This is a genomic window from Agromyces flavus (assembly GCF_900104685.1).
Taxonomy (GTDB): Bacteria; Actinomycetota; Actinomycetes; order Actinomycetales; family Microbacteriaceae; genus Agromyces; species Agromyces flavus.
Window position 1 is genome coordinate 1,012,990 of record NZ_LT629755.1, and the last position, 21,860, is coordinate 1,034,849.

A 21,860-nucleotide genomic window follows, 5' to 3' on the forward strand; every position below is an offset into this window, starting at 1 on the left:
CGGCTCGACCACGTACTTCACACAACAGGAGAGACTTCCCCATGCCGACCACTTCGGTTGAGAAGCTGAGCCCGACGCGCGCCAAGCTCACCATCTCGGTGACGCCCGAGGAGCTGAAGCCCAGCATCGCCCACGCCTACGAGCACATCGCCGAGCAGATCAACGTGCCCGGCTTCCGCAAGGGCAAGGTGCCCGCTCCGATCATCGACCAGCGGGTCGGCAAGGCCGCCGTGCTCGAGCACGCCGTCAACGAGGGTCTCGACAGCTTCTACCGTGCCGCGGTCGCCGAGCACGAGCTCCGCCCGCTCGGCCGCCCGTCGGCCGACATCGTCGAGTGGCCGAACGAGAAGGACTTCTCGGGCGACCTGCTCCTCGCCATCGAGGTCGACGTGCGCCCCGAGATCGAACTGCCCGACTACTCGGGCCTCGAGCTCACCGTCGACTCGGTCGAGGTCGGCGACGACGAGGTGGGCGAGGAGCTCGAGCGCCTCCGCAGCCGATTCGGCACCCTGATCACCGTCGACCGTCCCGCGAAGACCGGCGACTTCGTCACCCTCGACCTCGTGGCCACGATCGACGGCGCCGAGGTCGACACGGCCAGCGGCGTCTCGTACGAGATCGGCTCGGGCGAGCTGCTCGAGGGCATCGACGAGGCGCTCGAGTCGCTCACCGCGGGCGAGACCACGACCTTCGACTCGAAGCTGCTCGGCGGCGACCACCAGGGCGAGACCGCCGAGATCACGGTCACCGTCACTGCCGTGAAGGAGCGCGAGCTCCCCGAGGCCGACGACGACTTCGCGCAGATCGCGAGCGAGTTCGACACGCTCGACGAGCTCACGGCCAGCCTCAAGGAGCAGGTCGCCAAGAACAAGTCCTTCGGCCAGGGCACCCAGGCGCGCGACCTCCTCGTCGACAAGCTCCTCGAGCTGGTCGAGGTCCCCGTCGCCGACAGCGTGATCGAGGACGAGGTGCACCGCCACCTCGAGTCCGAGGGCCGTCTCGAGGACGACGAGCACCGCGCCGAGGTCACCGAGGCGAGCACCAAGGCGTTCCAGACCCAGATCATCCTCGACAAGATCGCCGAGGCCGAGAAGGTCCAGGTCTCGCAGGAGGAGCTCACGCAGTACCTCGTGCAGGGCGCCGCCCAGTACGGCATGGAACCGAACGAGTTCGTGCAGATCCTGAGCCAGAACGGCCAGATCCCCGCCATGGTGGGCGAGGTCGCCCGCAACAAGGCGCTCGCGATCGCACTCGGCAAGGCCAAGGTGGCGGATGCCGCCGGCAACGCCGTCGACCTGTCCGAGTTCACCGCCGTCGCCGATGAGGCCGCCGAGCCCGCCGCCGATGAGGCCGCCGCCGACGAGGCGACTGCCGACGAGAAGAAGCCGGCACGAAAGCGCACCACCAAGAAGGCCGCGGCAGAGGATGCCGACGAGGCTCCCGCGGCCGACGAGGCGCCGGTCGACGAGAAGAAGCCGGCCCGCAAGCGCACCGCCAAGAAGGCCGACGCCGAGTAACCGGTACGTCGGACGACCACGGACGGGGTCGGGCACCATTGCCCGACCCCGTCCGTCGTCTTCGAGAGGATGAGGACACCCATGGACGACTGGCAGCGCCGCGTCGACGAGGTCTGGGCGACGGCGGCCGAGATCGGCGAGGACGCGGTGATCGACCGCATCGATGCGCTGGCCGCGGAACTCCCCGTGGACGACCCGCGCGGTCCGTTCGAGGCCGCCGGAGCGCGCGACTTCGCAGGCCTGGAGGCGGAGGCCGAGCCCCGATACCGCAGCGCGCTCGCACTGGGCCTCGCGGGCCGCGCCCGCGTCGAGGCGCAGATCCAGCTCGCGTCCACCGTGCGCAACCTCGGCCGACCCGCCGAGTCGCTCGAGCTCCTCGACGCGATCGGTGATTCCGCGGGCGAACTGGCCGACGCCGTCGCCGCCTTCCGTGCGCTCGCGCTCGCCACCCTCGGACGGCCGGATGCCGCGGCATCCGTCGCCCTCGTCGCCCTCGCACCGCACCTCGCCCAGTACGGTCGCGCGATCGACGCGTACGCGCGCGACGTGGTCCCGCCGGGCGTCGACGGCACTCGCAGGACCCCCTGAGGGGCGGCTCCGCGGCGCGGCATCCGCCGACGGCGAACAGCCCGGTTCACGCGCGTTCCAACGGATAGATTCGTTGCAACGCCTAAGGAAACGGAGCGAAATCCATGGCCGAACCGACACTGCAGCCCAGTGTGTTCGATCGACTGCTGAAGGACCGCATCATCTGGCTCGGCTCCGAGGTGCGCGACGACAACGCGAACGAGATCGCCGCGAAGCTGCTGCTCCTCGCCGCCGAGGACCCCAAGAAGGACATCTACCTCTACATCAACTCGCCCGGCGGCTCGATCACGGCGGGCATGGCCATCTACGACACGATGCAGTTCGTCCCGAACGACATCGTCACCGTCGGCATCGGCATGGCCGCGTCGATGGGACAGCTCCTCCTGACCGCCGGCACCAAGGGCAAGCGGTACATCACCCCCAACGCGCGCGTCCTGCTGCACCAGCCGCACGGCGGCTTCGGCGGCACCGCGAGCGACATCCAGACGCAGGCGCAGCTCATCCTCGACATGAAGAAGCGCCTCGCCGAGATCACTGCGGCGCAGACCGGCAAGTCGGTCGAGCAGATCAACCGCGACGGCGACCGCGATCGCTGGTTCAGCGCGCACGAGGCGCTCGAGTACGGCTTCGTCGATCACATCCGCGAGTCCGCGCTCGACGTGTCCGGCGGCGGCGGCACCGCCCCCGAGGTCGAAGACACCAAGGCCTGAGAAAGAGAGAATGCGAATGAACATCCCCGCTTTCGGCGGCGCCGCGTTCAGCGGCGTGTCCGCCCCGGGCTCGCGGTACATCCTCCCGAGCTTCGAGGAGCGCACGGCCTACGGCTACAAGCGCCAGGACCCTTACGCGAAGCTTTTCGAGGACCGCATCATCTTCCTCGGCGTGCAGGTCGACGACGCGTCGGCCGACGACATCATGGCGCAGCTGCTGGTCCTCGAGTCGATGGACCCCGACCGCGACATCATGATGTACATCAACTCGCCCGGCGGCTCGTTCACGGCCATGACCGCGATCTACGACACGATGCAGTACATCCGTCCGCAGATCCAGACCGTCGTGCTCGGGCAGGCGGCGTCGGCGGCGGCCGTGATCGCCGCGGCCGGCACGCCCGGCCGTCGTCTCGCGCTGCCGAACGCGCGCGTGCTGATCCACCAGCCGGCGATGGGCGAGGCCGGTCACGGCCAGGCGTCCGACATCGAGATCCAAGCCGCCGAGATCCTGCGCATGCGCACCTGGCTCGAGGAGACGCTCGCGAAGCACTCCAACCGCACCATGGAGCAGGTCAACGCCGATATCGACCGCGACAAGATCCTCTCGGCCGAGGAGGCCCGCGAGTACGGGCTCATCGACCAGGTGCTCACATCGCGCAAGACGCTGCCGGCGCTCGCGCGATAGCGCCCGACGGTTCGACGAGGGGCGGGTGCGGATGACGCATCCGCCCCTCGTTCGTCGCGTTTCCGCCAAACCGTGGCGGATCGGCCCGACCGGGGCCGCATCGGGCTAGGCTCGGATCAGATTTCGTTGCGAGGGAGGACGCGATGGCACGCATCGGGGAGAGTGCTGACCTTCTCAAGTGCTCCTTCTGCGGGAAGAGCCAGAAGCAGGTGCAGCAGCTCATCGCCGGGCCGGGCGTGTACATCTGCGACGAGTGCGTCGAGCTGTGCAACGAGATCATCGAGGAACGCCTCGCTGAGGCCGGCGAGCCGGAGTCGGGTGAGTTCGAGCTGCCGAAGCCGAAGGAGATCTTCTCGTTCCTCGAGGAGTACGTGATCGGCCAGGATGCCGCCAAGCGCGCCCTGGCCGTGGCGGTGTACAACCACTACAAGCGCGTGCGAGCCAAGACGTCGCTCACGTCGGCCGACCGCGCCCACGACGACGTCGAGATCGCCAAGTCCAACATCCTGCTCATCGGCCCGACCGGGTGCGGCAAGACCTACCTCGCGCAGACGCTGGCCAAGCAGCTCAACGTGCCCTTCGCCGTCGCGGATGCCACGGCGCTGACCGAGGCCGGCTACGTCGGCGAGGACGTCGAGAACATCCTGCTCAAGCTGATCCAGGCGGCCGACTACGACGTCAAGCGCGCCGAGACCGGCATCATCTACATCGACGAGGTCGACAAGATCGCGCGCAAGGCCGAGAACCCGTCGATCACCCGCGACGTGTCGGGCGAGGGCGTGCAGCAGGCGCTGCTCAAGATCCTCGAGGGCACGGTGGCCTCGGTACCGCCGCAGGGCGGCCGCAAGCACCCTCATCAGGAGTTCATCCAGATCGACACGACGAACGTGCTCTTCATCGTGGCGGGCGCCTTCGCCGGACTCGAGGACATCATCTCGTCGCGCGCGGGCAAGCGCGGCATCGGGTTCGGCGCACCCCTGCACTCCAAGCAGGATGAGGCCGAGCTCTTCAGCGAGGTGCTGCCCGAAGACCTGCACAAGTTCGGCCTGATCCCCGAGTTCATCGGGCGACTCCCGGTCGTCGCGACGGTCACCCCGCTCGACCGCACCGCGCTGATGGAGATCCTCACCGAGCCCCGCAACGCCCTGGTCAAGCAGTACCAGCGGATGTTCGAACTCGACGGCGTTCAGCTCGACTTCGAGCACGCCGCGCTCGAGGCCATCGCCGATCTCGCGGTGCTCCGCCAGACCGGCGCGCGCGGCCTCCGCGCGATCATGGAGGAGGTGCTCGGCCCGATCATGTTCGAGGTGCCCTCCACCACCGGCGTGGCCCGGGTCGTCGTGACGAAGGAGACCGTCATCGACAACGCGGCGCCGACGATCGTTCCGTCCAAGCCCAGGCGAGCCGAGAAGTCGGCGTAGCCGGCTCATCGCCACCGCATCGCGGGTCGACGCTCAGTCGAAGACGCGCAGCACCTGCCAGTGCCGACCGTCGTGTCCGACGTCGAACACGTGCGTCTCGCCGTCGGCGGTGCTCGCCTGGAACCGCCAGCCGGTGATCGCGAGGGGCGGGCGGCCGGGAGCGACGTCGAGCCCGTCGAACGGGAGCCACCAGTCGGCCGGCCCGACCAGGGGAGTGGGCGTGTCGTCGACGCGGAAGCGCCGCGCCCGCCACACGAGCCGCTCGGGTGCGCCCGTGGCACCGGTCCAGACCTCGGCGGGCTCGAGGGTACGCGGCATGCCGACCTCCACGTCATTCGAAACTGTGTTCGAATGATAGCAGGGCAGCAGGCGGCCCGGCGGTGCCGGATCGAGCTCTGCGCGAGGCGGGTCGGTTGGGGCCTAGGCCAGGTCGTCGTCGCTGCGCGCGCCGAAGACGATCTCGTCCCAGCTCGGCATCGCGGCGCGACCCTTCTTCGCACGCGGCGCCTGGCTCGCGGCCTTGCCGCCCCACAGCGCACGGGCCGCGGCACCCACCGGACTCTCGGGCGCGGGAACGTCCTCGGCGGACGAAGACGCGGACCCGGACGGCGAGGCCGGAGCGGGTTCGGCGGCGGGCACGTCGGCGCGGATCGACGATGCGGGCGCGACCGGCGACGGCGGTGGCATCCGCTCGACCGAGCCGCTCGCCTCGCGCTCGCCCCGCCGACGCCGCAGCGCCTCGAGCAGGTCGGCGGTCTCGCCGCTCGGCGGCTCGGGCTCGTCGGCGCGCTTGATGGCCGCCCGTGCGACGGCCGGGCTGGACGCGGGAGCGGGTGCCGGCTGCTGGCGCGGCCCGACGAGATCGGGCTGCGGTGCGGTGTCGTCGTTCGCGACATCCGGGACGTCGAACGTGAAGGCCCCGCTGTCGAACCGGGACTGCTCGTCATCGGGCGCGACCGCGCGCAGGCGCGGGATCATGCCGCCGCGCACCTCGCCGTGCCGGGAGAGGGTCATCGCGTCGGCGTTCTGCGGATGCAGCGCCTGCTTGCGGTGCTCGAACGACCACCGCGCGTCGTGGTCGATGCCGTCGGCCGTGAACTCGAGCTTGACCATCCAGCCGCGCTCCTCGTCCTTCCAGCTGGCCCACCGTTCGCCGTGGGCGCCGAGGCCGGCCAGGCGCTCGCGCACGACCGTGCCGAACGACGCCGGCTCGTCGGAATCGCTGTGCTCGGCGGCATGCACGGGGACCGCGAGTGCCGAGGTGACCACGTGTTCGCGCTCGGCGATCACCGGCCCCTCGAAGCGGCGGATGTAGTCGACGGACGCACCCGTCAGCTCGGCGACCTCTTCGGCCGACAGCCCGGAGCGGATGTGCGCCTGCACTTCGCGGGGCGACAGCTTCGGACCCGTCTCGGCCGGCGGCACCGCGTGACGGATGCGGGACTGCAGCACCTCGTCGATCTCGATCCGGAATCGCGCCCCGTCATCGGAGGCCGCGACGAGGGCGCCGTTCTCGACACCGATCACCTTCAGTTCCTGCATCGCGAGAGCCCTTCCGTGCCTTCGTCTCCGCCCAAGGATGCCACGCGGCCGAAGCACGGCTCGGGAATACGGCGGGCGTGCCGGAAGTTGTCCAATCAACCGGATACGACGGCTCGTGAGCGGTTTGCTTACGCCATCGAATTGATGCAGACTATGGCCGCCGAATCCTCGGCACCGAAAAAGGGATGGGAATGGCAACGGATTACGACGCGCCGCGGAAGACCGAAGACGACTCCGAGTCGATCGAGGCCCTCAAGGAGCGCGTGCCCGACAAGATGTCGGGTGTCGTCGACGTCGAGGACGCCGACAACCCCGGCAGCTTCGACCTGGCGGGTGCCGACCTGTCCGACGTCGAGCTCGATGTCGTCGTGCTCCCGCCGCAGGCCGACGAGTTCACCTGCGTGAACTGCTTCCTCGTGAAGCACCGCTCGCAGATCGACCACGAGACGAAGCTCGGTCCGATCTGCCTGGAGTGCGCCGCCTAGGCCTGCTCCTCTTCGACCCGTGGCCGTCGCGATCCGTTGATCGCGGCGGCCAGTTCATTCGGATGGCGCGACGAGACCAGCCAGTACGGCGCCGGATCGGCCGCATCGGTGATCGGCACGCGCACGACGTCGCGGATCCACCCTCGGATGACGAGGAACGCACGCGCATCCAGGCCGGTGCCGCGTTCCGTGCGTGCCGCCTCGTCGAGCGCCGGAATCGCGATGCCCGTGTACTCGAGCGGGATCTCGGCACGTCCGGCACGGAACATCCGGTCGGCGACCTCGATCACCGGTGCGGTGAACGACAGCGAGCCCGCGACCGCCGCATACATGAGCACGCCGGTGACGATGCCCGCCGGGACCGAAACGGGCGCGAGCACCAGGATGCTCGCGGGGATCAGCAGCAGGCTCGTCAGGTAGATCCAGGGCGTCGGCCACAGCCGTTCGCGGTACTCGGGCATGGGTCTATCAGACCAGACTTCTGCACTACCCTCGAACGGTGACCGATTCCGTCGATGTGCTGATCACGGCCGACCGCCTGCCCGCGTACGCCCACCCGGGCGATGCGGGCGCCGACCTCCACGCCGCCGAAGCGGTGGTGCTGGAGCCGGGGGAGCGGGCGACGGTCGGAACCGGGGTCGCGATCGCGCTGCCCGATGGGTACGTCGCCTTCGTGGTGCCGCGATCGGGCCTGGCCTTCAAGCACGGCATCACGATCGTCAACGCGCCGGGCACCGTCGATGCGGGCTACCGCGGCGAGATCAAGGTCGCGCTGCTGAACACCGACGCGCGCGACGCGTACCGGATCGAGGCGGGCGACCGCATCGCCCAGCTCGTCGTCATGCCGGTCAGTCGCGCGCGGTTCGTCGAGGTCGAACGGCTTCCGGGCAGCTTGCGCGGCGAGGGCGGATTCGGGTCCACCGGTTTCGGGGCACACCAGTCAGGAGTACACGCGTGAGCGACATCGAGAACATCGACGACATCCCCGTCGATCACCCCAAGTCCGCGCCCGCCGACCGGGCGACGAACGGTCCCCTCGACGAGGCCGAGGCCAATCCGGTCCGCCCGTACGTCGACCTCGGCGGCGTCAAGGTGCTGCCCCGCGAGGGCCTGCACCTGCGCCTCGAGGTCGAGGAGGGCACCAAGCGCGTCGTGGCGGTCGGACTCGACTACGCCAACTCGACCCTGCAGGTCCAGCCGTTCGCCGCGCCGCGTTCGAGCGGGCTGTGGCACGAGATCCGCGACCAGATCGCCGAGCAGATCGCACGCCAGGGCGGCACGACGACGGTCCGCGAGGGATCCTTCGGGCCGGAGCTGCTGGCTCAGATCCCCGTCGCCACGCCCGACGGCCAGGCCGGCCAGATGCGCCTCGCCCGGTTCATCGGCGTCGACGGACCCCGCTGGTTCCTCCGCGGCGTGATCGCCGGCGAGGCGGCGGCCGACCCGGTCGCCGCGGCCAAGGTCGAGGACCTGTTCCGTTCCATCGTCGTGGTGCGCGGCACCACGCCGATGCCGCCGCGCGACCTGATCCCGCTTCGCATGCCGGCACCGTCCTCCGGCGGTCCGACGGCGTGACCGACGAGCAGCGCGACGCCCGGTCCGAGCCCGATGTCCCCGGCGGGGACGCCTCGCCGTCGGGCGCGTCGCCCTCCGACGAACTGAGCCAGTCGCTCGCGGCGGCCGCGGAGCGCTCGGGGCTCGGGCGGATCGCGCGTGAGGACTCGCTCACGCCGGCCGACCTCATCGGGGCGCTCGGCGGCATCCGCGGGCTCGCCGAGGCCATCCTTCCCGGCCTGGTCTTCCTGATCGTCTACACGTTCACCCGCGAACTCGTGTGGGCGCTGGTCGCGTCCGTCGGACTCGCGGTCGTCTTCACGATCGTGCGCTTCATCACCCGAAGCCAGCCGACGCAGGCCATCGCGGGCCTCATCGGCGTGGGGGCGTCGGCGGCGCTGTCGCTGTGGACGGGTCGGGCGGAGGACAACTACGTCCTCGGCTTCTACACCAACGCCGCGTACGCGACCGCCCTCCTGGTGTCCCTGCTCGTGCGCTGGCCGCTCGTCGGACTGGTCGTCGGCTTCCTCATGGGCGACGGCACCGAGTGGCGACGCCGCAAGCGCACCTATCGGGCCATGCAGTTCCTGACGCTCGTGTGGCTGGGCATGTTCGTCGCCCGCCTGCTCGTCCAGGTTCCGTTCTACTTCGCGGGGAACGTCGAGGCGCTCGGCGCCACGCGCCTGCTGATGGGCGTCCCGTTGTACGCGCTGCTGCTGGTGTTCTCGTGGCTCGTGGTCCGCGCCGTCTACCCGGCGAAGCAGGCCGCCGCCGAGTGATACAGTTATCTCGATATCGAGATAAATCACGGGTGCCGGCGCGAGCCTGTCGGCAGGCGATGCCGTTGGGCTAGCCTTGCTGGGGCGGGCCCGCAGCCAGGGCACGGGCACCGCCCACGAACGTCGCGTCGGCGGCATCCGCGAAGGAGAGGACATCGTGTCTGCAGTGAACAGTTTCGGAGCGAAGGACACGCTCCAAGTCGGGGACACCTCCTACGAGATCTACCGGATCGACACCGTCGCCGGGCACGAGAAGCTCCCCTTCAGCCTGAAGGTGCTCCTCGAGAACCTGCTCCGCACCGAAGACGGCGCGAACGTCACCAAGGACCAGATCGAGGCCCTCGGGTCGTGGGTGCCGACGGCCGAGCCCGACACCGAGATCCAGTTCACGCCCGCGCGCGTGGTCATGCAGGACTTCACCGGCGTGCCCTGCATCGTCGACCTCGCCACCATGCGCGAGGCGGTGTCCTCGCTCGGCGGCGACCCCAACAAGATCAACCCGCTCGCGCCGGCCGAGATGGTCATCGACCACTCCGTCATCGCCGACCTCTTCGGGCGCCCCGACGCGTTCGAGCGCAACGTCGAGATCGAGTACGAGCGCAACGGTGAGCGCTACCAGTTCCTGCGCTGGGGCCAGACCGCGTTCGACGACTTCAAGGTCGTCCCGCCGGGCACGGGCATCGTGCACCAGGTGAACATCGAGTACCTCGCCCGCGTCACCTTCACGCGCGAAGTCGGCGGGGCGCTGCAGGCCTACCCCGACACCTGCGTCGGCACCGACTCGCACACCACGATGGTCAACGGCCTCGGCGTGCTCGGCTGGGGCGTCGGCGGGATCGAGGCCGAGGCCGCGATGCTCGGCCAGCCCGTCTCGATGCTCATCCCCAAGGTCGTCGGCTTCAAGCTGTCGGGCGAGATCCCCATGGGCGTCACGGCGACCGACGTCGTGCTCACGATCACCGACATGCTGCGCAAGCACGGCGTCGTGGGCAAGTTCGTCGAGTTCTACGGCTCGGGCGTGGCATCCGTGCCCCTCGCCAACCGGGCGACGATCGGCAACATGAGCCCCGAGTTCGGCTCGACCGCCGCGATCTTCCCGATCGACGACGTCACGATCGACTACCTGCGCCTCACCGGCCGCAGCGACGAGCAGCTCGCGCTCGTCGAGGCCTACTCCAAGGCGCAGAAGCTCTGGCACGACGCCGACAACGAGCCGGTGTTCTCCGAGTACCTCGAGCTCGACCTCTCCACCGTGGTCCCCTCGATCGCGGGTCCGAAGCGTCCGCAGGACCGCATCGTCCTCGCCGACGCCAAGGGGCAGTTCGAGAAGGACCTCACCAACTACGCCGACGTCGAGCACGACCTGGTCGACCTCGAGGTCGCAGAGTCGTTCCCCGCGTCCGACCCGCCCGGCAACACGCCCGAGGACGAGCACAACCTGCACGTGCACCACCACCACTCGCACGCACCCAAGACGGCCTCGAAGCCGACGCAGGTGCAGGGGGCGGATGGCACGAGCTACACGCTCGACCACGGCGCGGTGACCATCGCGGCGATCACGTCGTGCACGAACACGTCGAACCCGTCGGTCATGCTCGCGGCGGGCCTGCTCGCGCGCAACGCCGTGAAGAAGGGCCTCAAGGCCAAGCCGTGGGTGAAGACCACGCTCGCTCCCGGCTCGAAGGTCGTCACCGAGTACTACGAGAAGTCCGGTCTCACCAAGGACCTCGAGGACCTCGGCTTCTACACCGTCGGCTACGGCTGCACGACGTGCATCGGCAACTCCGGCCCCCTCATCGAGGAGGTCTCGGCGGCGGTGCAGCAGAACGACCTCGCCGTCACCGCCGTGCTCTCGGGCAACCGCAACTTCGAGGGCCGCATCAACCCCGACGTGAAGATGAACTACCTCGCGAGCCCGCCGCTCGTGATCGCATACTCGCTCGCGGGGTCGATGAACTTCGACTTCGAGTCCGACCCGCTCGGCCAGGACTCCGACGGCAACGACGTCTTCCTGAAGGACATCTGGCCCGACGCCGCCGAGGTGCAGAAGACCATCGACGAGTCGATCAACGAGGAGATGTTCACGCGCCAGTACGCGAGCGTCTTCGAGGGCGACGAGCGGTGGCGCAACCTGCCGACGCCGACCGGCGCGACCTTCGAGTGGGACGCCGAGTCGACCTACGTCCGCAAGCCTCCGTACTTCGACGGGATGGCGCTCGAGATCACGCCGGTCACCGACATCGCGGGCGCGCGCGTGCTCGCCAAGCTCGGCGACTCGGTGACGACCGACCACATCTCGCCGGCCGGTTCGATCAAGGCCGACAGCCCGGCGGGCCAGTACCTGACCGAGCACGGCGTCGACCGCAAGGACTTCAACTCCTACGGCTCGCGTCGCGGCAACCACGAGGTCATGATCCGCGGCACCTTCGCGAACATCCGCCTGAAGAACCAGCTCCTCGACGGCGTCGAGGGCGGGTACACGCGCGACTTCACGCAGGCGGGCGGCCCCCAGTCGTTCATCTACGACGCGTCGATGAACTACCAGGCGCAGGGCACGCCGCTGGTGATCTTCGGCGGCAAGGAATACGGCTCGGGCTCGAGTCGCGACTGGGCCGCGAAGGGCACGAACCTGCTCGGCGTCAAGGCCGTCATCACCGAGAGCTTCGAGCGGATCCACCGCTCGAACCTCATCGGCATGGGCGTCGTGCCGCTGCAGTTCCCAGCCGGCGAGTCGGCCGACTCGCTGGGCCTCGACGGCACCGAGATCGTCTCGATCACGGGGCTCGAGCAGCTCAACGAGGGGGTCACGCCCAAGACGGTCCACGTGGTCGCCGAGCCGAGCGAGCAGTCGCCAGAGGGCAAGGCGACGGTCGAGTTCGATGCGGTCGTGCGCATCGACACGCCCGGTGAGGCCGACTACTACCGCAACGGCGGGATCCTGCAGTACGTCCTGCGTTCGCTCGTCTGAGACCGACCCGGATCGGGGGCGGCGGGCTTCGGCCCGCCGCCCCCGATCTCTGCCCGGGCTCACAGGTGCCCCGGCGTACACTCGAACGAAACCGTGGCACCAGCCGCCCACAGCTCCGGAGGCACGACGCATGAGGCTGCTCGACACGATCCGCGGACCCCGCGATCTCGACGCGTTGACGCACGACCAGCTCGATGAACTGGCCCGTGAGATCCGTGAAGTCCTCGTCGCGAGCGTGTCGAAGACCGGCGGGCATCTCGGCCCGAACCTCGGCGTGGTCGAGCTGACGATCGCGATCCACCGCGTGTTCGACTCGCCGCGCGACCCGATCATCTTCGACACGGGCCACCAGTCGTACGTGCACAAGCTGCTCACCGGTCGCCGCGACCTGTCGACGCTCCGGCAGACCGGGGGAATGGCGGGCTATCCGCAGCGTTCCGAGTCCGAGCACGACGTGGTCGAGAGCTCGCACGCGTCGAGCTCCCTGTCGTGGGCCGACGGGATCTCCAAGGCGTTCGAGATGACCGGGCAGGGCGACCGCCACGTCGTCGCGGTCGTCGGCGACGGTGCGCTCACGGGCGGCATGACGTGGGAGGCGCTCAACAACATCTCCGACGACAACACGCGCAACCTCGTGGTCGTCGTCAACGACAACGGCCGGTCGTACGCCCCGACCATCGGCGGGATGGCGCGGTTCCTGAACTCGGTGCGCACCAAGCAGTCGTACCGCACCCTCCACCTGCGCAGCCGGAGCGCGTTCGACCGGCTCGGCTCGCCCGGGCGGGCGATCTACCGCGGCGTGCGCGGCGGCCTGCACGGCTTCCTCAGCCGGTTCAGCGGCAACGAGGCCCTCTACTCGAACCTCGACATCAAGTACATCGGCCCCATCGACGGGCACGACGAGCGAGCCGTCGAGGAGGCGCTCCGCCAGGCGAAGTCCTACGGTGCGCCCGTCATCGTGCACACCATCACCGAGAAGGGCCGCGGCTACGAGCCGGCGCGTCGCGATGTCGCCGACCAGTTCCATGCGGTCGGCCAGATCGATCCCGAGTCCGGTGAATCGCTCGAGACCGCGTCGGCACCCTCGTGGACCAGCGTCTTCGCCGACGAGCTCGTGAGCCTCGCCGAACGCGACGAGCGCCTGGTCGGCATCACGGCCGCGATGCTGCGACCGACCGGGCTGCACCGCATGGCCGAGCGCTTCCCGGGCCGCGTGTTCGACGTGGGCATCGCCGAGCAGCACGCCGCGACGTCGGCCGCCGGCCTGGCGTTCGGCGGCCTGCACCCCGTCGTGGCCGTGTACGCCACGTTCATCAACCGCGCCTTCGACCAGGTGCTCATGGATGTCGCACTCCACAAGGCCGGCGTGACGTTCGTGCTCGACCGGGCCGGCGTGACCGGACCGGACGGCCCCAGCCACCACGGCGTGTGGGACCTCTCGATCCTGCAGGTGGTGCCCGGCATCCGCATCGCAGCGCCCCGTGACTCCGTGCGGCTGGCCGAGGAACTCGGCGAGGCCACCCGCGTGAGCGACGGCCCCACTGTGCTGCGGTTTCCCAAGGGCACCGTCGGCACCGAGTACGACGCCGTCCGCCGCACCCACGACGGCGTCGACGTGCTCGTCGAATCCGAGCGCAAGGATGTCCTCGTGGTGACCGTGGGCCCGATGGCGGGCATCGGGCTCGAGGTCGCGAAGCGGCTCGAAGCGCAGGGGATCGGCGCCACGGTCGTCGACCCGCGCTGGGTCGTTCCCGTGCCCGACAGCGTGATCGCCCTCTCGGCCGACTACCGGATCGTCGTGAGCATCGAGGACGGCATCCGGGTCGGCGGCATCGGCACGCGGATCCGCCAGGACCTGCGCGAGGCCGGCGTCGACACGGCCGTCACCGAAGTGGGCCTGCCCGACGAGTTCCTCGACCATGGCGCGCGCGGCGACATCCTGGAGCGCGTCGGCCTGACCCCGCAGCACATCGCGCGCGACGTGACCGCGATGGTGCTCGGCAGCAAGCTGCCGCACGCGCGCAACGCGGGCATCGACGTTCCGGCCGACACGAGTCCGCAGCCTCGGGTGTGACGGCACTCAGCCGATGCGGTAGACGTGTTCGACCGCATCGCCCATCGTCGTGACGCCGGCCAGCCGCAGGGGCGGCGTCACCGCCGCAACAGGGAACAGCGGGCGCCCGCGTCCGAGCGCCACGGGCATGTAGGTGACCAGCAGTTCGTCGAGCCGCCCGGCCTCGAGGAACTGGGCAGCGACGGGACCGCCGCCGACGACCCAGACGTTCCGTTCGCCGGCGGCCGCGACGGCGGCATCGGCGACCGGCGCGACGGGTCCGGAGACGAAGCGGATGTCGGCGCCCTCGGGCACTTGGAGCTCGCGGTGCGTGAACACCCACGTGGCCAGCGAGCCGTAGGGCCATCCGGCGCCCTCGCGGAGGACCCACTCGTAGGTCGTGGCACCCAGCACGAGCGCTCCGACGTCGGCGAAGAACCGGTCGTACGATTCGCTGAAGTCGGCCATGCCGAACTGCAGCAGCCAGGAGAGGTCGTCGTGCTCGTCGGCGATGAAGCCGTCGAGCGTGGACGCCACGTAGTACTGGATCTTGGTCACCGGCCGAGCATACGAACGGCCCCCGACATCCTGCGTCGGGGGCCGTTCGTACGCGGTCTCGTCAGGCGCCCACGCCGCGGATCGGCGGGTGGTGGAACGTGTCGCCGAACACGCGCTCGGATGCGCCGACCCGGTCGAGGTAGGGGGTCGCCCCGCCCGCCTGGAACGGCCAGCCCGCTCCGAGGATGAGGCACAGGTCGATGTCCTCGGCCGCCGCGACGACCTCTTCATCGAGCATGAGCTTGATCTCGCCCGCGAGCTCGTCCTCGACGCGACGGAGGATGGTCGCCTCGTCGACGGGGGACTTGCCCACGGTGATCGCCTTCTTGGCGTCCTTCGAGAGGTCGGTGACCTTGCCGTGCTTGTCCTTCTCGACGACGGGGCCGCCGAGCTTCGCGAGCGCGTGCAGGTTCTCCGACGAGTAGAACCGCTCGGGGAACTCCCGGACCATGGTGTCCTGCACGTGTGCGGCGACCGCCCAGCCGACGAGGTCGATGAGCTCGAACGGGCCCATCGGCAGGCCGATCGGCGCGAGCGCCTTCTCGACGACCGGCACGGGCGTGCCCTCGTCGACCGCACGCGCGGCCTCGCCCATGACCTTGGCGAGCAGGCGGTTCACGACGAACCCGGGCGCGTCGGCGGTGAGCACCGCGCTCTTCTTGAGCTTCGCGGCGACGGCAAATGCCGTGGCCAGGGTCTCGTCGTCGGTGGCCGGCGCCTTCACGATCTCGAGGAGCGGCATGACGGCCACGGGGTTGAAGAAGTGGAAGCCGACGACGCGCTCGGGGTGGGCGAGCTTGGCGCCGATCTGCTCGACCGAGAGCGACGACGTGTTGGTCGCGATCACCGCAGTCTCCGAAAGGAAGGGCTCGACCTCGGCGAAGACCTGCTGCTTGACGGCCAGGTCCTCGAAGACGGCCTCGATGACCCAGTCGCAGTCGGCGAAGTCCGCCTTGTCGGTCGTGCCCGTCACGAGCGCCCGCAGTCGGTTCGCCTCGTCGGCGTCGATGCGTCCCTTCTGCTCGAGCGTGCCGATCTCATCGCGGATGTATCCGAGGCCCTTGTCGACCCGCGCCTGGTCGAGGTCGGTGATGACCACGGGGACCTGCAGTCGGCGCACGAAGAGGATGGCGAACTGGCTGGCCATGAGGCCGGCCCCGATGATGCCGACCTTGGTGACCTTGCGTGCGAGGTCCTTGTCGGGCGCGCCGGCAGGGCGCTTCGCGCGCTTCTGCACGAGGTTGAAGGCGTAGATGGATGCCACGAACTGGTCGCCCGCGACGAGGTCGGCGAGCGCCTCGTCCTCGCGCTCGAACGCCTCGGCTCGCGTGCCGGACTTCGCGGCCTTGAGCAGGTCGAGTGCGACGTACGGGGACTTGGCGGTGGTGCCGATCTTGCCCTCGAGGCTCTTGCGGGCGATGTTGATCGCGATGTCCCACTTGGCGAGCCGCTCGAGCTTGCCGGGAGCGTTCGGCCGCTTGACGACGATCGTGCCCCCGAGCACGCCGTCGGCCCACTTGAGGGAGTCCTCGAGGAAGTTGACCGGCGAGAACATGACGTCGGCGATGCCGAGCTCGAGGGCGTCCTTCGCCTTCAGCATGCGGTTGTTCTTCAACGGGTTCTCGACGACGACGCGGAGCGCGTTCTCGATGCCGATGAGGTTCGGCAGCAGGTAGGCGCCGCCCCAGGCCGGCACGATGCCGAGGAACACCTCGGGCAGCGCGATCGCCGGCGCCGAGGCATCCACGGTGCGGTAGTCGGAGTTCAGCGCGACCTCGAGGCCGCCGCCGAGGGCGAGCCCGTTGATGAACGTGAACGACGGAACGCCGAGCTCGCCGAGCTTGCCGAAGACCAGGTGGCCGAGCTGGCCCATCTTCAGCGCGATGTCGCGGCTCGGGATCTCGCCGACCTTCGACAGGTCGGCGCCGGCGGCGAGGAAGTACGGCTTGCCCGTGATCGCGACGGCATTGATCTCGCCCGCGGCGGCGCGCGCCTTCAGCTCGTCGAGCCGGTCGCCGAGTTCGAGCATCGTCACCGGCCCCAGCGTGGAGGGCCGGGTGTGGTCGCGCCCGTTGTCGAGCGTGATGAGTGCGAGCACCTTGCCCGACGGCAGGCGGACGTCGCGCACGTACGAGTGCGTCACGACCTCGTCGTCGGCGAACGCCGCGGCCAGCTCGGAGAAGTCGATCTTCGAGTAGTCGGTCATCTGTTTCAGCGGCCCTTTCCGTAGCGCTTGTGGTGCGGGTTCTCCCAGATGACGCTGCCGCCCTGGCCGAGGCCGACGCACATCGCCGTGAGGCCGTATCGCACCTCGGGGTGCTGCTCGAACTGGCGGGCGAGCTGGATCATGAGGCGGACGCCCGACGCCGCGAGCGGGTGGCCGATCGCGATGGCGCCGCCCCACTGGTTGACGCGCGGATCCTCGTCGTCGATGCCGAAGTGGTCGAGGAAGCTCAGCACCTGCACGGCGAACGCCTCGTTGAGCTCGAACAGGCCGATGTCGTCGATCTTCAGGCCGGCGCGCTTCAGCGCCTTCTCGGTCGACGGGATGGGTCCGATGCCCATGACCTCGGGCTGCACGCCGGCGAAGCCGAAGCTCACCATGCGCATCTTGGTGGGCAGGCCGAGTTCCTTCGCCGCATCCGCGCTGGCGAGGATCGACGCCGTCGCGCCGTCGGTGAGCGGTGAGGCGTTGCCGGCCGTCACCTTGCCGTGGGGCCGGAACGGGGTCTTCAGGGTCGCGAGTCCCTCCATGGTGGTCTCGGGGCGGCGGCCCTCGTCCTCGGTGGCGAGGCCCCAGCCCTCCGGGGTGCGGATCGCGACCGGCACGAGGTCGGGCTGGATCTGCCCGGCGTCGTAGGCGGCCTGCACCTTCTGCTGGCTGAGCATGCCGAAGCGGTCGCTGCGCTCCTTGGTGAGCTCGGGGAAGCGGTCGTGCAGGCGCTCGGCCGTGTTGCCCATGTTCAGCGCGTCGGCCGCGACGAGCTTCTCGGCGAGGAAGCGCGGGTTGGGGTCGGCGTCGAGGCCCATCGGGTGGCGGCCCATGTGCTCGACACCGCCGGCGATCACGACGTCGTACTGGCCGAAGCCGATGCCGGCGCCGGTGGTGGTCACGGCGGTCATCGCGCCCGCGCACATACGGTCGATCGCGAAGCCGGGCACGCTCAGCGGGAGGCCCGCGAGGATCGCCGCGGTGCGGCCGAGCGTCAGGCCTTGGTCGCCCTGCTGGGTGGTGGCGGCGATGGCCACGTCGTCCACTCGGTCGGTGGGCAGGTTGGGGTTGCGCTCGAGGAGACCGCTGATCGCCTTGACGGCGAGGTCGTCGGCCCTCGTGTTCCAGTACATGCCCTTTTCGCCGGCCCGTCCGAACGGGGTACGGACCCCGTCGACGAACACGACATCAGCTCGTTCAGCCACGCTGCAGCTCCCTTTTCGAGTGAGGAATGCCCCGATCCTAGGAACGCATCCCGAGCACGCGGAATCGGTTGGCGGTTCCTACGAAGCCTCGTGCGTCGCGTCCTCCAGCGATTGTGCCGCCTTCACAAACGCATCGGCGATTATCTGTGTGGTTGCCTCAAGCTGCCATGGCCTGGCACCGAGCGCGGCGAGGGCCTCGGCGATGTGCTCGGCCGACGGCTCGGCGGGCGGATGCCACGCGACACGGCGCAGGTGATCGGGCGTGAGCAGGTTCTCGACGGGCATGTCCATCCGCTCCGCCACATCGGCCAGCGCGGCCTTCGCGAGCCGGAGCCGTGCGTCGGCCTCCGGGTTGCGGGCGGCCCACGCACGCGGCGGCGGCGGCGCGTCGCTCGGCACCCGCGCGGCGGGCGGAGCTGCCGTGCGCGCCTCCTCGATGGCCGACCACCACCGGTCGAGCTCGGTACGGCTGGCGCGCCCGTTGAACGCCTTGAGATCGGCCAGCGCGCGCTTGGACTCGGGCAGCGACTTCGCCACCGCGAGGATCGAGGCGTCGGGAATGAGCCGTCCGGGTGCCGTGTCAACCTCGGCGGCGAGCGAGTCACGAGCCTGCCAGAGCGCACGAGCGACCGCGAGGTTGCGGGGTGAGCGCAGCGAATGGATGCCGCTCAGTCGGCGCCACGGCTCGGCTGCGGGCGGCTTCGCCTCGCGACGGATGGTGGCCTCGAACTCCTGCGCCGCGATGTCGGACTTGCCGGCCTGATCGAGCCGTTGCGCGAGCTCGTCGCGGACGTCGACGAGCAGCTCCACGTCGAGTGCGGCGTAGCGCAGCCAGGGCTGGGGGAGCGGCCTCGTCGACCAGTCGGCCGCCGAGTGCTCCTTCGCGAGCCGGATGCCGAGGAGCTCCTCGACCACGGAGGCCAGCCCGACGCGCGGCATGCCGAGCAGGCGCGCCGCGAGCTCCGTGTCGAAGATCCGCTCGGGGTCGAGTCCGACCTCGCGCAGGCACGCGAGGTCCTGGCTCGCGGCGTGCAGGTCCCACTCGACGTCGCGGATGACCGACTGGAGGTCGTCGAATCCGTCGAGCTCGGTCGGGTCGAACAGGAACGTGCCCGCGCCGCGGCGGTAGAGCTGGATGAGGTAGGCCCGTTGGGAGTAGCGGAACCCGCTCGCACGTTCGGCATCGACGGCCACGGGCCCCTCGCCGCCCGCGATGCGCTCGACGGCCTCGTCGTACTCATCGCGGGAGCCGATCACGTGGAACTCGTCAGCCACGTCTCCTCCTCCGTCGCGGAAGGGCCGTCACCCCCTCGGACGATGGAGGCAGCCCTGCCAGCATGCACAGCAACTCACTCCACCCTTCCACATGCGGGCCCGCCGCCTCATCGAGCGGGGTCCACGAGGCCCGGAGTTCGAGTTCGGCACCGTCGCCCTGGCGGGCGAGCTCGCCGAACCCGGTGGAGAGGATCTTCGTCACCGTGCCCGATGCCGCGACGTACTTGGCGCCACGAGCGTCGAGCGCGTCGACGAGCCACGACCACGCCACCTCGGCGAGGAACGGGTCGGTGCCGATGTCGGTCTCGAGCGGCGCCTGCGCGAAGCACACCACGCGGAACCGGCCGCCCCAGGACTCCGGTTCGGCGGGGTCGTAGAGCAGCACGAACCGCCCGGTGCCGAGCTCGGAGTCGTCGCCGTGGCGGCCCGTGCCGACATCGGCCGAGAGGGCGACGGCCCACGGGGCGAGCGAGGACGGCGCGGTGATCTCGGACACCCGCAGTTCCGGGCGCGGCGCGGCGCCCCGCAGCGACGCGAGCGCCGCGGCGAACTCCGGGGGTGGCACCGCCGAGTCGGACACGTGTGCAGACTAGAGTCTGGATCAGGGGGGTCCGTGGCGGCGCGCCGCGACCTCGCGGCGAAGCAGCCGAGAGCCGGGAGGCAGGATGTCACGACTCGAGCGCACGGTGGGACCGGTCGCTGCAGTGCTGGGCGGCGTGGCGGTGCTCGGTGCCGCGGCCGTCGCCGCGACCGCCGCGACCGCCGTCGTGTTCGCGCGTCGGGTCGTCACCCCCGAACCCCAGCGCGAGGACGACCTGCGCATCGAGAGCGTCGATCTCGCCGCGGGCGAGCTCACCCTCACGTCGAACCCCGACACCCGCGTCCCGGGCCGGTACGGTCTCTGGTTCGAGCACGATTCGGGCCATGCCCGGCTCGGCGAGGTGGTCGACGACGACGGCCACCGGGTGCGCCGTCGGATCGAGGCCGTCGACTTCGGACGCCTGGACCGTGCGGGGCGAGGCCGGCTCAGCGGCTGGTACCACCTCGGTCCGTGGGAGGTCGGCGACCACTACGAGAACGTGGTCGTCGAAACGCCGCTCGGACCGGCGCCCGCCTGGTTCATCCCGGCTCCTGACACGACCGGTGCGCCCTCGACCGACTGGGTCGTGCAGGTGCACGGTCGAGGCGCGAAGCGTCACGAGACGCTTCGCGCGGTGTCCCCGGCCCGCGAGGCCGGCTGGTCGACCCTCGTGATCTCCTATCGCAACGACGGCGAGGCGCCCGAGAGCGAGGATCGCCGCTACGGCCTGGGCGGCACCGAGTGGGAGGACGTGGTCGCCGCGGTCAGGTACGCGGTGGCCCATGGCGCCCGGCGCACCGTGCTCATGGGATGGTCGATGGGGGGGTCCATCGTGCTGCAGACCGTGCTCCGGTCCGCCGAGGTCCGAGAGCACCTCGTCGGCGTGATGCTCGAGTCGCCGGCGGTCGACTGGCCCGACATCCTCCGATTCCAGGGCCGTGCCCTCGGCTGGCCCGCCGAGCTCGGCGGCGCCGTCGCGCGCGTCCTCAGCGCGCCGGTCGCCGGGACGCTCACGGGCCTGGCGGCCCCGATCGACCTCGAGGCGCTCGATGCCGTGGCTCGGGCCGATGAGCTCGACGTGCCGATCCTGCTCATGCACAGCGAGGACGACGGCTTCGTGCCGATCGACGGGTCGCGCCGGCTCGCGGCGGTCCGCGCCGACCTCGTGCGGTTCGAGGTCTTCGACGAGGCGCGCCACACGCGGCTGTGGAACTTCGATCCCGAGCGCTGGAGCGGGCTCGTTCGCGATTGGCTCGCCGCGCGCTGAACCGTTTGCTCAGGCGGCCAGTCGCGCCGACAGTTGACGCTTGGCCCGCGCCAGCATGCCCGACATGCCGCGCACGCGGAGCGGCGAGACCGCCTCGTTCAGCCCCAGCGACTGCGGGTAATCGGACGGGATCGCCATCACCTCGTCGGGCGTGAGCCCGTCGAGTCCCTGCGCCAGGATCGAGGCGAACCCGCGCGTGGTCGGCGCTTCGGCGGGAGCCGTCGCATGCATGTGCACGCGCCCCGCGTCATCCAGCTCGACGAAGATGTACACCGGCGATTGGCATTCCTCGACGCGCTCGAGCAGGTCAGGGTGATCGCGGTACCGCTCGGGCAGCTCGGGGAGCTCGTTCGAGAAGTCGAGCAGCAGGGTGAGGCGGTCCTTCACGCCGAGGGCGAGGAAGTCCTCGCGCGTCTCGGCGAGTGCGGCGGGCAGGGTCGTGGCATCCATCCCGACCATTC

Annotated in this window: 21 protein-coding genes; 12 read left to right on the forward strand and 9 right to left on the reverse strand. The window is 70.1% G+C overall.

Features of this window, described 5'->3' with window-relative positions; translation table 11 throughout:
• Positions 1-41: 41 nt before the first annotated feature.
• The 5 genes from tig to clpX all read left to right on the forward strand — a co-directional run bounded on the left by tig (position 42) and on the right by clpX (position 4,921).
• Positions 42-1,517, forward strand: coding sequence for a trigger factor (gene tig / locus BLT99_RS04790; RefSeq protein ID WP_092669716.1), 1,476 nt, complete (start codon positions 42-44; stop codon positions 1,515-1,517).
• Positions 1,518-1,598: 81 nt separating this feature from the next.
• On the forward strand, positions 1,599-2,105 hold the full coding sequence (locus tag BLT99_RS04795; RefSeq protein WP_092669718.1) for a tetratricopeptide repeat protein: 507 nt from the start codon (positions 1,599-1,601) through the stop codon (positions 2,103-2,105).
• Between the two features lie 104 nt (positions 2,106-2,209).
• Complete coding sequence (locus BLT99_RS04800) at positions 2,210-2,815, forward strand: ATP-dependent Clp protease proteolytic subunit (protein WP_092669720.1); 606 nt, start codon at positions 2,210-2,212, stop codon at positions 2,813-2,815.
• 16 nt (positions 2,816-2,831) lie between these two features.
• Complete coding sequence (locus tag BLT99_RS04805) at positions 2,832-3,500, forward strand: ATP-dependent Clp protease proteolytic subunit (RefSeq protein WP_092669722.1); 669 nt, start codon at positions 2,832-2,834, stop codon at positions 3,498-3,500.
• Between the two features lie 143 nt (positions 3,501-3,643).
• Positions 3,644-4,921 carry an ATP-dependent Clp protease ATP-binding subunit ClpX gene (clpX, locus tag BLT99_RS04810; RefSeq protein ID WP_092669724.1) on the forward strand — a complete coding sequence of 426 codons (1,278 nt, stop codon included), beginning with the start codon at positions 3,644-3,646 and terminating at the stop codon, positions 4,919-4,921.
• 33 nt (positions 4,922-4,954) lie between these two features.
• Here the strand turns inward: clpX and BLT99_RS04815 are convergent, their stop codons facing one another.
• Both BLT99_RS04815 and sepH read right to left on the reverse strand, forming a co-directional pair.
• A complete protein-coding gene (locus BLT99_RS04815) occupies positions 4,955-5,239 on the reverse strand; it encodes a hypothetical protein (RefSeq protein ID WP_092675650.1) in 285 nt (94 codons plus the stop codon).
• A 102-nt stretch (positions 5,240-5,341) separates the two neighbouring features.
• Positions 5,342-6,463: a septation protein SepH gene (sepH, locus tag BLT99_RS04820; RefSeq protein WP_092669726.1), complete on the reverse strand. Its 1,122-nt coding sequence runs from the start codon at positions 6,461-6,463 to the stop codon at positions 5,342-5,344.
• A 191-nt stretch (positions 6,464-6,654) separates the two neighbouring features.
• Here sepH and BLT99_RS04825 point away from each other — a divergent pair, with 191 nt between their 5' ends.
• The gene (locus BLT99_RS04825) at positions 6,655-6,948 is read left to right on the forward strand and encodes a DUF4193 domain-containing protein (RefSeq protein WP_092669728.1); all 294 of its coding nucleotides are present in this window, start codon (positions 6,655-6,657) and stop codon (positions 6,946-6,948) included.
• Here BLT99_RS04825 and BLT99_RS04830 read toward each other — a convergent pair.
• Positions 6,945-7,409, reverse strand: coding sequence for a DUF3093 domain-containing protein (locus tag BLT99_RS04830; RefSeq protein ID WP_092669730.1), 465 nt, complete (start codon positions 7,407-7,409; stop codon positions 6,945-6,947). The two genes, BLT99_RS04825 and BLT99_RS04830, sit on opposite strands and share 4 nt — an antisense overlap.
• Before the next feature lie 38 nt (positions 7,410-7,447).
• On the opposite strand from BLT99_RS04830, the gene dut reads away from it, so the two are divergent.
• The 5 genes from dut to dxs all read left to right on the forward strand — a co-directional run bounded on the left by dut (position 7,448) and on the right by dxs (position 14,323).
• Positions 7,448-7,906 (forward strand): dUTP diphosphatase, encoded by a 459-nt coding sequence (gene dut, locus BLT99_RS04835; RefSeq protein WP_092669732.1) that lies wholly within the window; start codon positions 7,448-7,450, stop codon positions 7,904-7,906.
• Positions 7,903-8,523 (forward strand): DUF3710 domain-containing protein, encoded by a 621-nt coding sequence (locus tag BLT99_RS04840; RefSeq protein WP_092669734.1) that lies wholly within the window; start codon positions 7,903-7,905, stop codon positions 8,521-8,523. The genes dut and BLT99_RS04840 overlap by 4 nt, the downstream gene beginning before the upstream one ends.
• Positions 8,520-9,281, forward strand: coding sequence for a DUF3159 domain-containing protein (locus tag BLT99_RS04845; RefSeq protein ID WP_092669736.1), 762 nt, complete (start codon positions 8,520-8,522; stop codon positions 9,279-9,281). The genes BLT99_RS04840 and BLT99_RS04845 overlap by 4 nt, the downstream gene beginning before the upstream one ends.
• 157 nt (positions 9,282-9,438) lie before the next feature.
• Complete coding sequence (gene acnA / locus BLT99_RS04850) at positions 9,439-12,249, forward strand: aconitate hydratase AcnA (protein ID WP_092675652.1); 2,811 nt, start codon at positions 9,439-9,441, stop codon at positions 12,247-12,249.
• Between the two features lie 130 nt (positions 12,250-12,379).
• A complete protein-coding gene (dxs, locus tag BLT99_RS04855) occupies positions 12,380-14,323 on the forward strand; it encodes a 1-deoxy-D-xylulose-5-phosphate synthase (protein WP_092669738.1) in 1,944 nt (647 codons plus the stop codon).
• Between the two features lie 6 nt (positions 14,324-14,329).
• Here dxs and BLT99_RS04860 read toward each other — a convergent pair whose 3' ends face one another.
• The 5 genes from BLT99_RS04860 to BLT99_RS04880 form a co-directional block, all read right to left on the reverse strand.
• Positions 14,330-14,860, reverse strand: coding sequence for a dihydrofolate reductase family protein (locus tag BLT99_RS04860; RefSeq protein WP_229724657.1), 531 nt, complete (start codon positions 14,858-14,860; stop codon positions 14,330-14,332).
• Between the two features lie 61 nt (positions 14,861-14,921).
• Complete coding sequence (locus BLT99_RS04865; RefSeq protein WP_092669740.1) at positions 14,922-17,066, reverse strand: 3-hydroxyacyl-CoA dehydrogenase NAD-binding domain-containing protein; 2,145 nt, start codon at positions 17,064-17,066, stop codon at positions 14,922-14,924.
• Between the two features lie 5 nt (positions 17,067-17,071).
• Positions 17,072-18,277, reverse strand: a complete 1,206-nt coding sequence (locus BLT99_RS04870) for a thiolase family protein (protein WP_092669742.1) — start codon at positions 18,275-18,277, stop codon at positions 17,072-17,074.
• Positions 18,278-18,355: 78 nt separating this feature from the next.
• On the reverse strand, positions 18,356-19,552 hold the full coding sequence (locus tag BLT99_RS04875) for an HRDC domain-containing protein (RefSeq protein WP_092669744.1): 1,197 nt from the start codon (positions 19,550-19,552) through the stop codon (positions 18,356-18,358).
• Positions 19,545-20,132: a DUF3000 domain-containing protein gene (locus BLT99_RS04880; RefSeq protein ID WP_092669746.1), complete on the reverse strand. Its 588-nt coding sequence runs from the start codon at positions 20,130-20,132 to the stop codon at positions 19,545-19,547. Before BLT99_RS04880 ends, BLT99_RS04875 begins: the two co-directional genes overlap by 8 nt.
• An 85-nt stretch (positions 20,133-20,217) precedes the next feature.
• Here BLT99_RS04880 and BLT99_RS04885 point away from each other — a divergent pair, with 85 nt between their 5' ends.
• Positions 20,218-21,399 carry an alpha/beta hydrolase family protein gene (locus BLT99_RS04885; RefSeq protein ID WP_092669749.1) on the forward strand — a complete coding sequence of 394 codons (1,182 nt, stop codon included), beginning with the start codon at positions 20,218-20,220 and terminating at the stop codon, positions 21,397-21,399.
• Between the two features lie 9 nt (positions 21,400-21,408).
• On the opposite strand, the gene BLT99_RS04890 is transcribed toward BLT99_RS04885, so the two are convergent.
• Positions 21,409-21,849, reverse strand: a complete 441-nt coding sequence (locus BLT99_RS04890; RefSeq protein WP_092669751.1) for a SufE family protein — start codon at positions 21,847-21,849, stop codon at positions 21,409-21,411.
• Between the last annotated feature and the right edge of the window lie 11 nt (positions 21,850-21,860).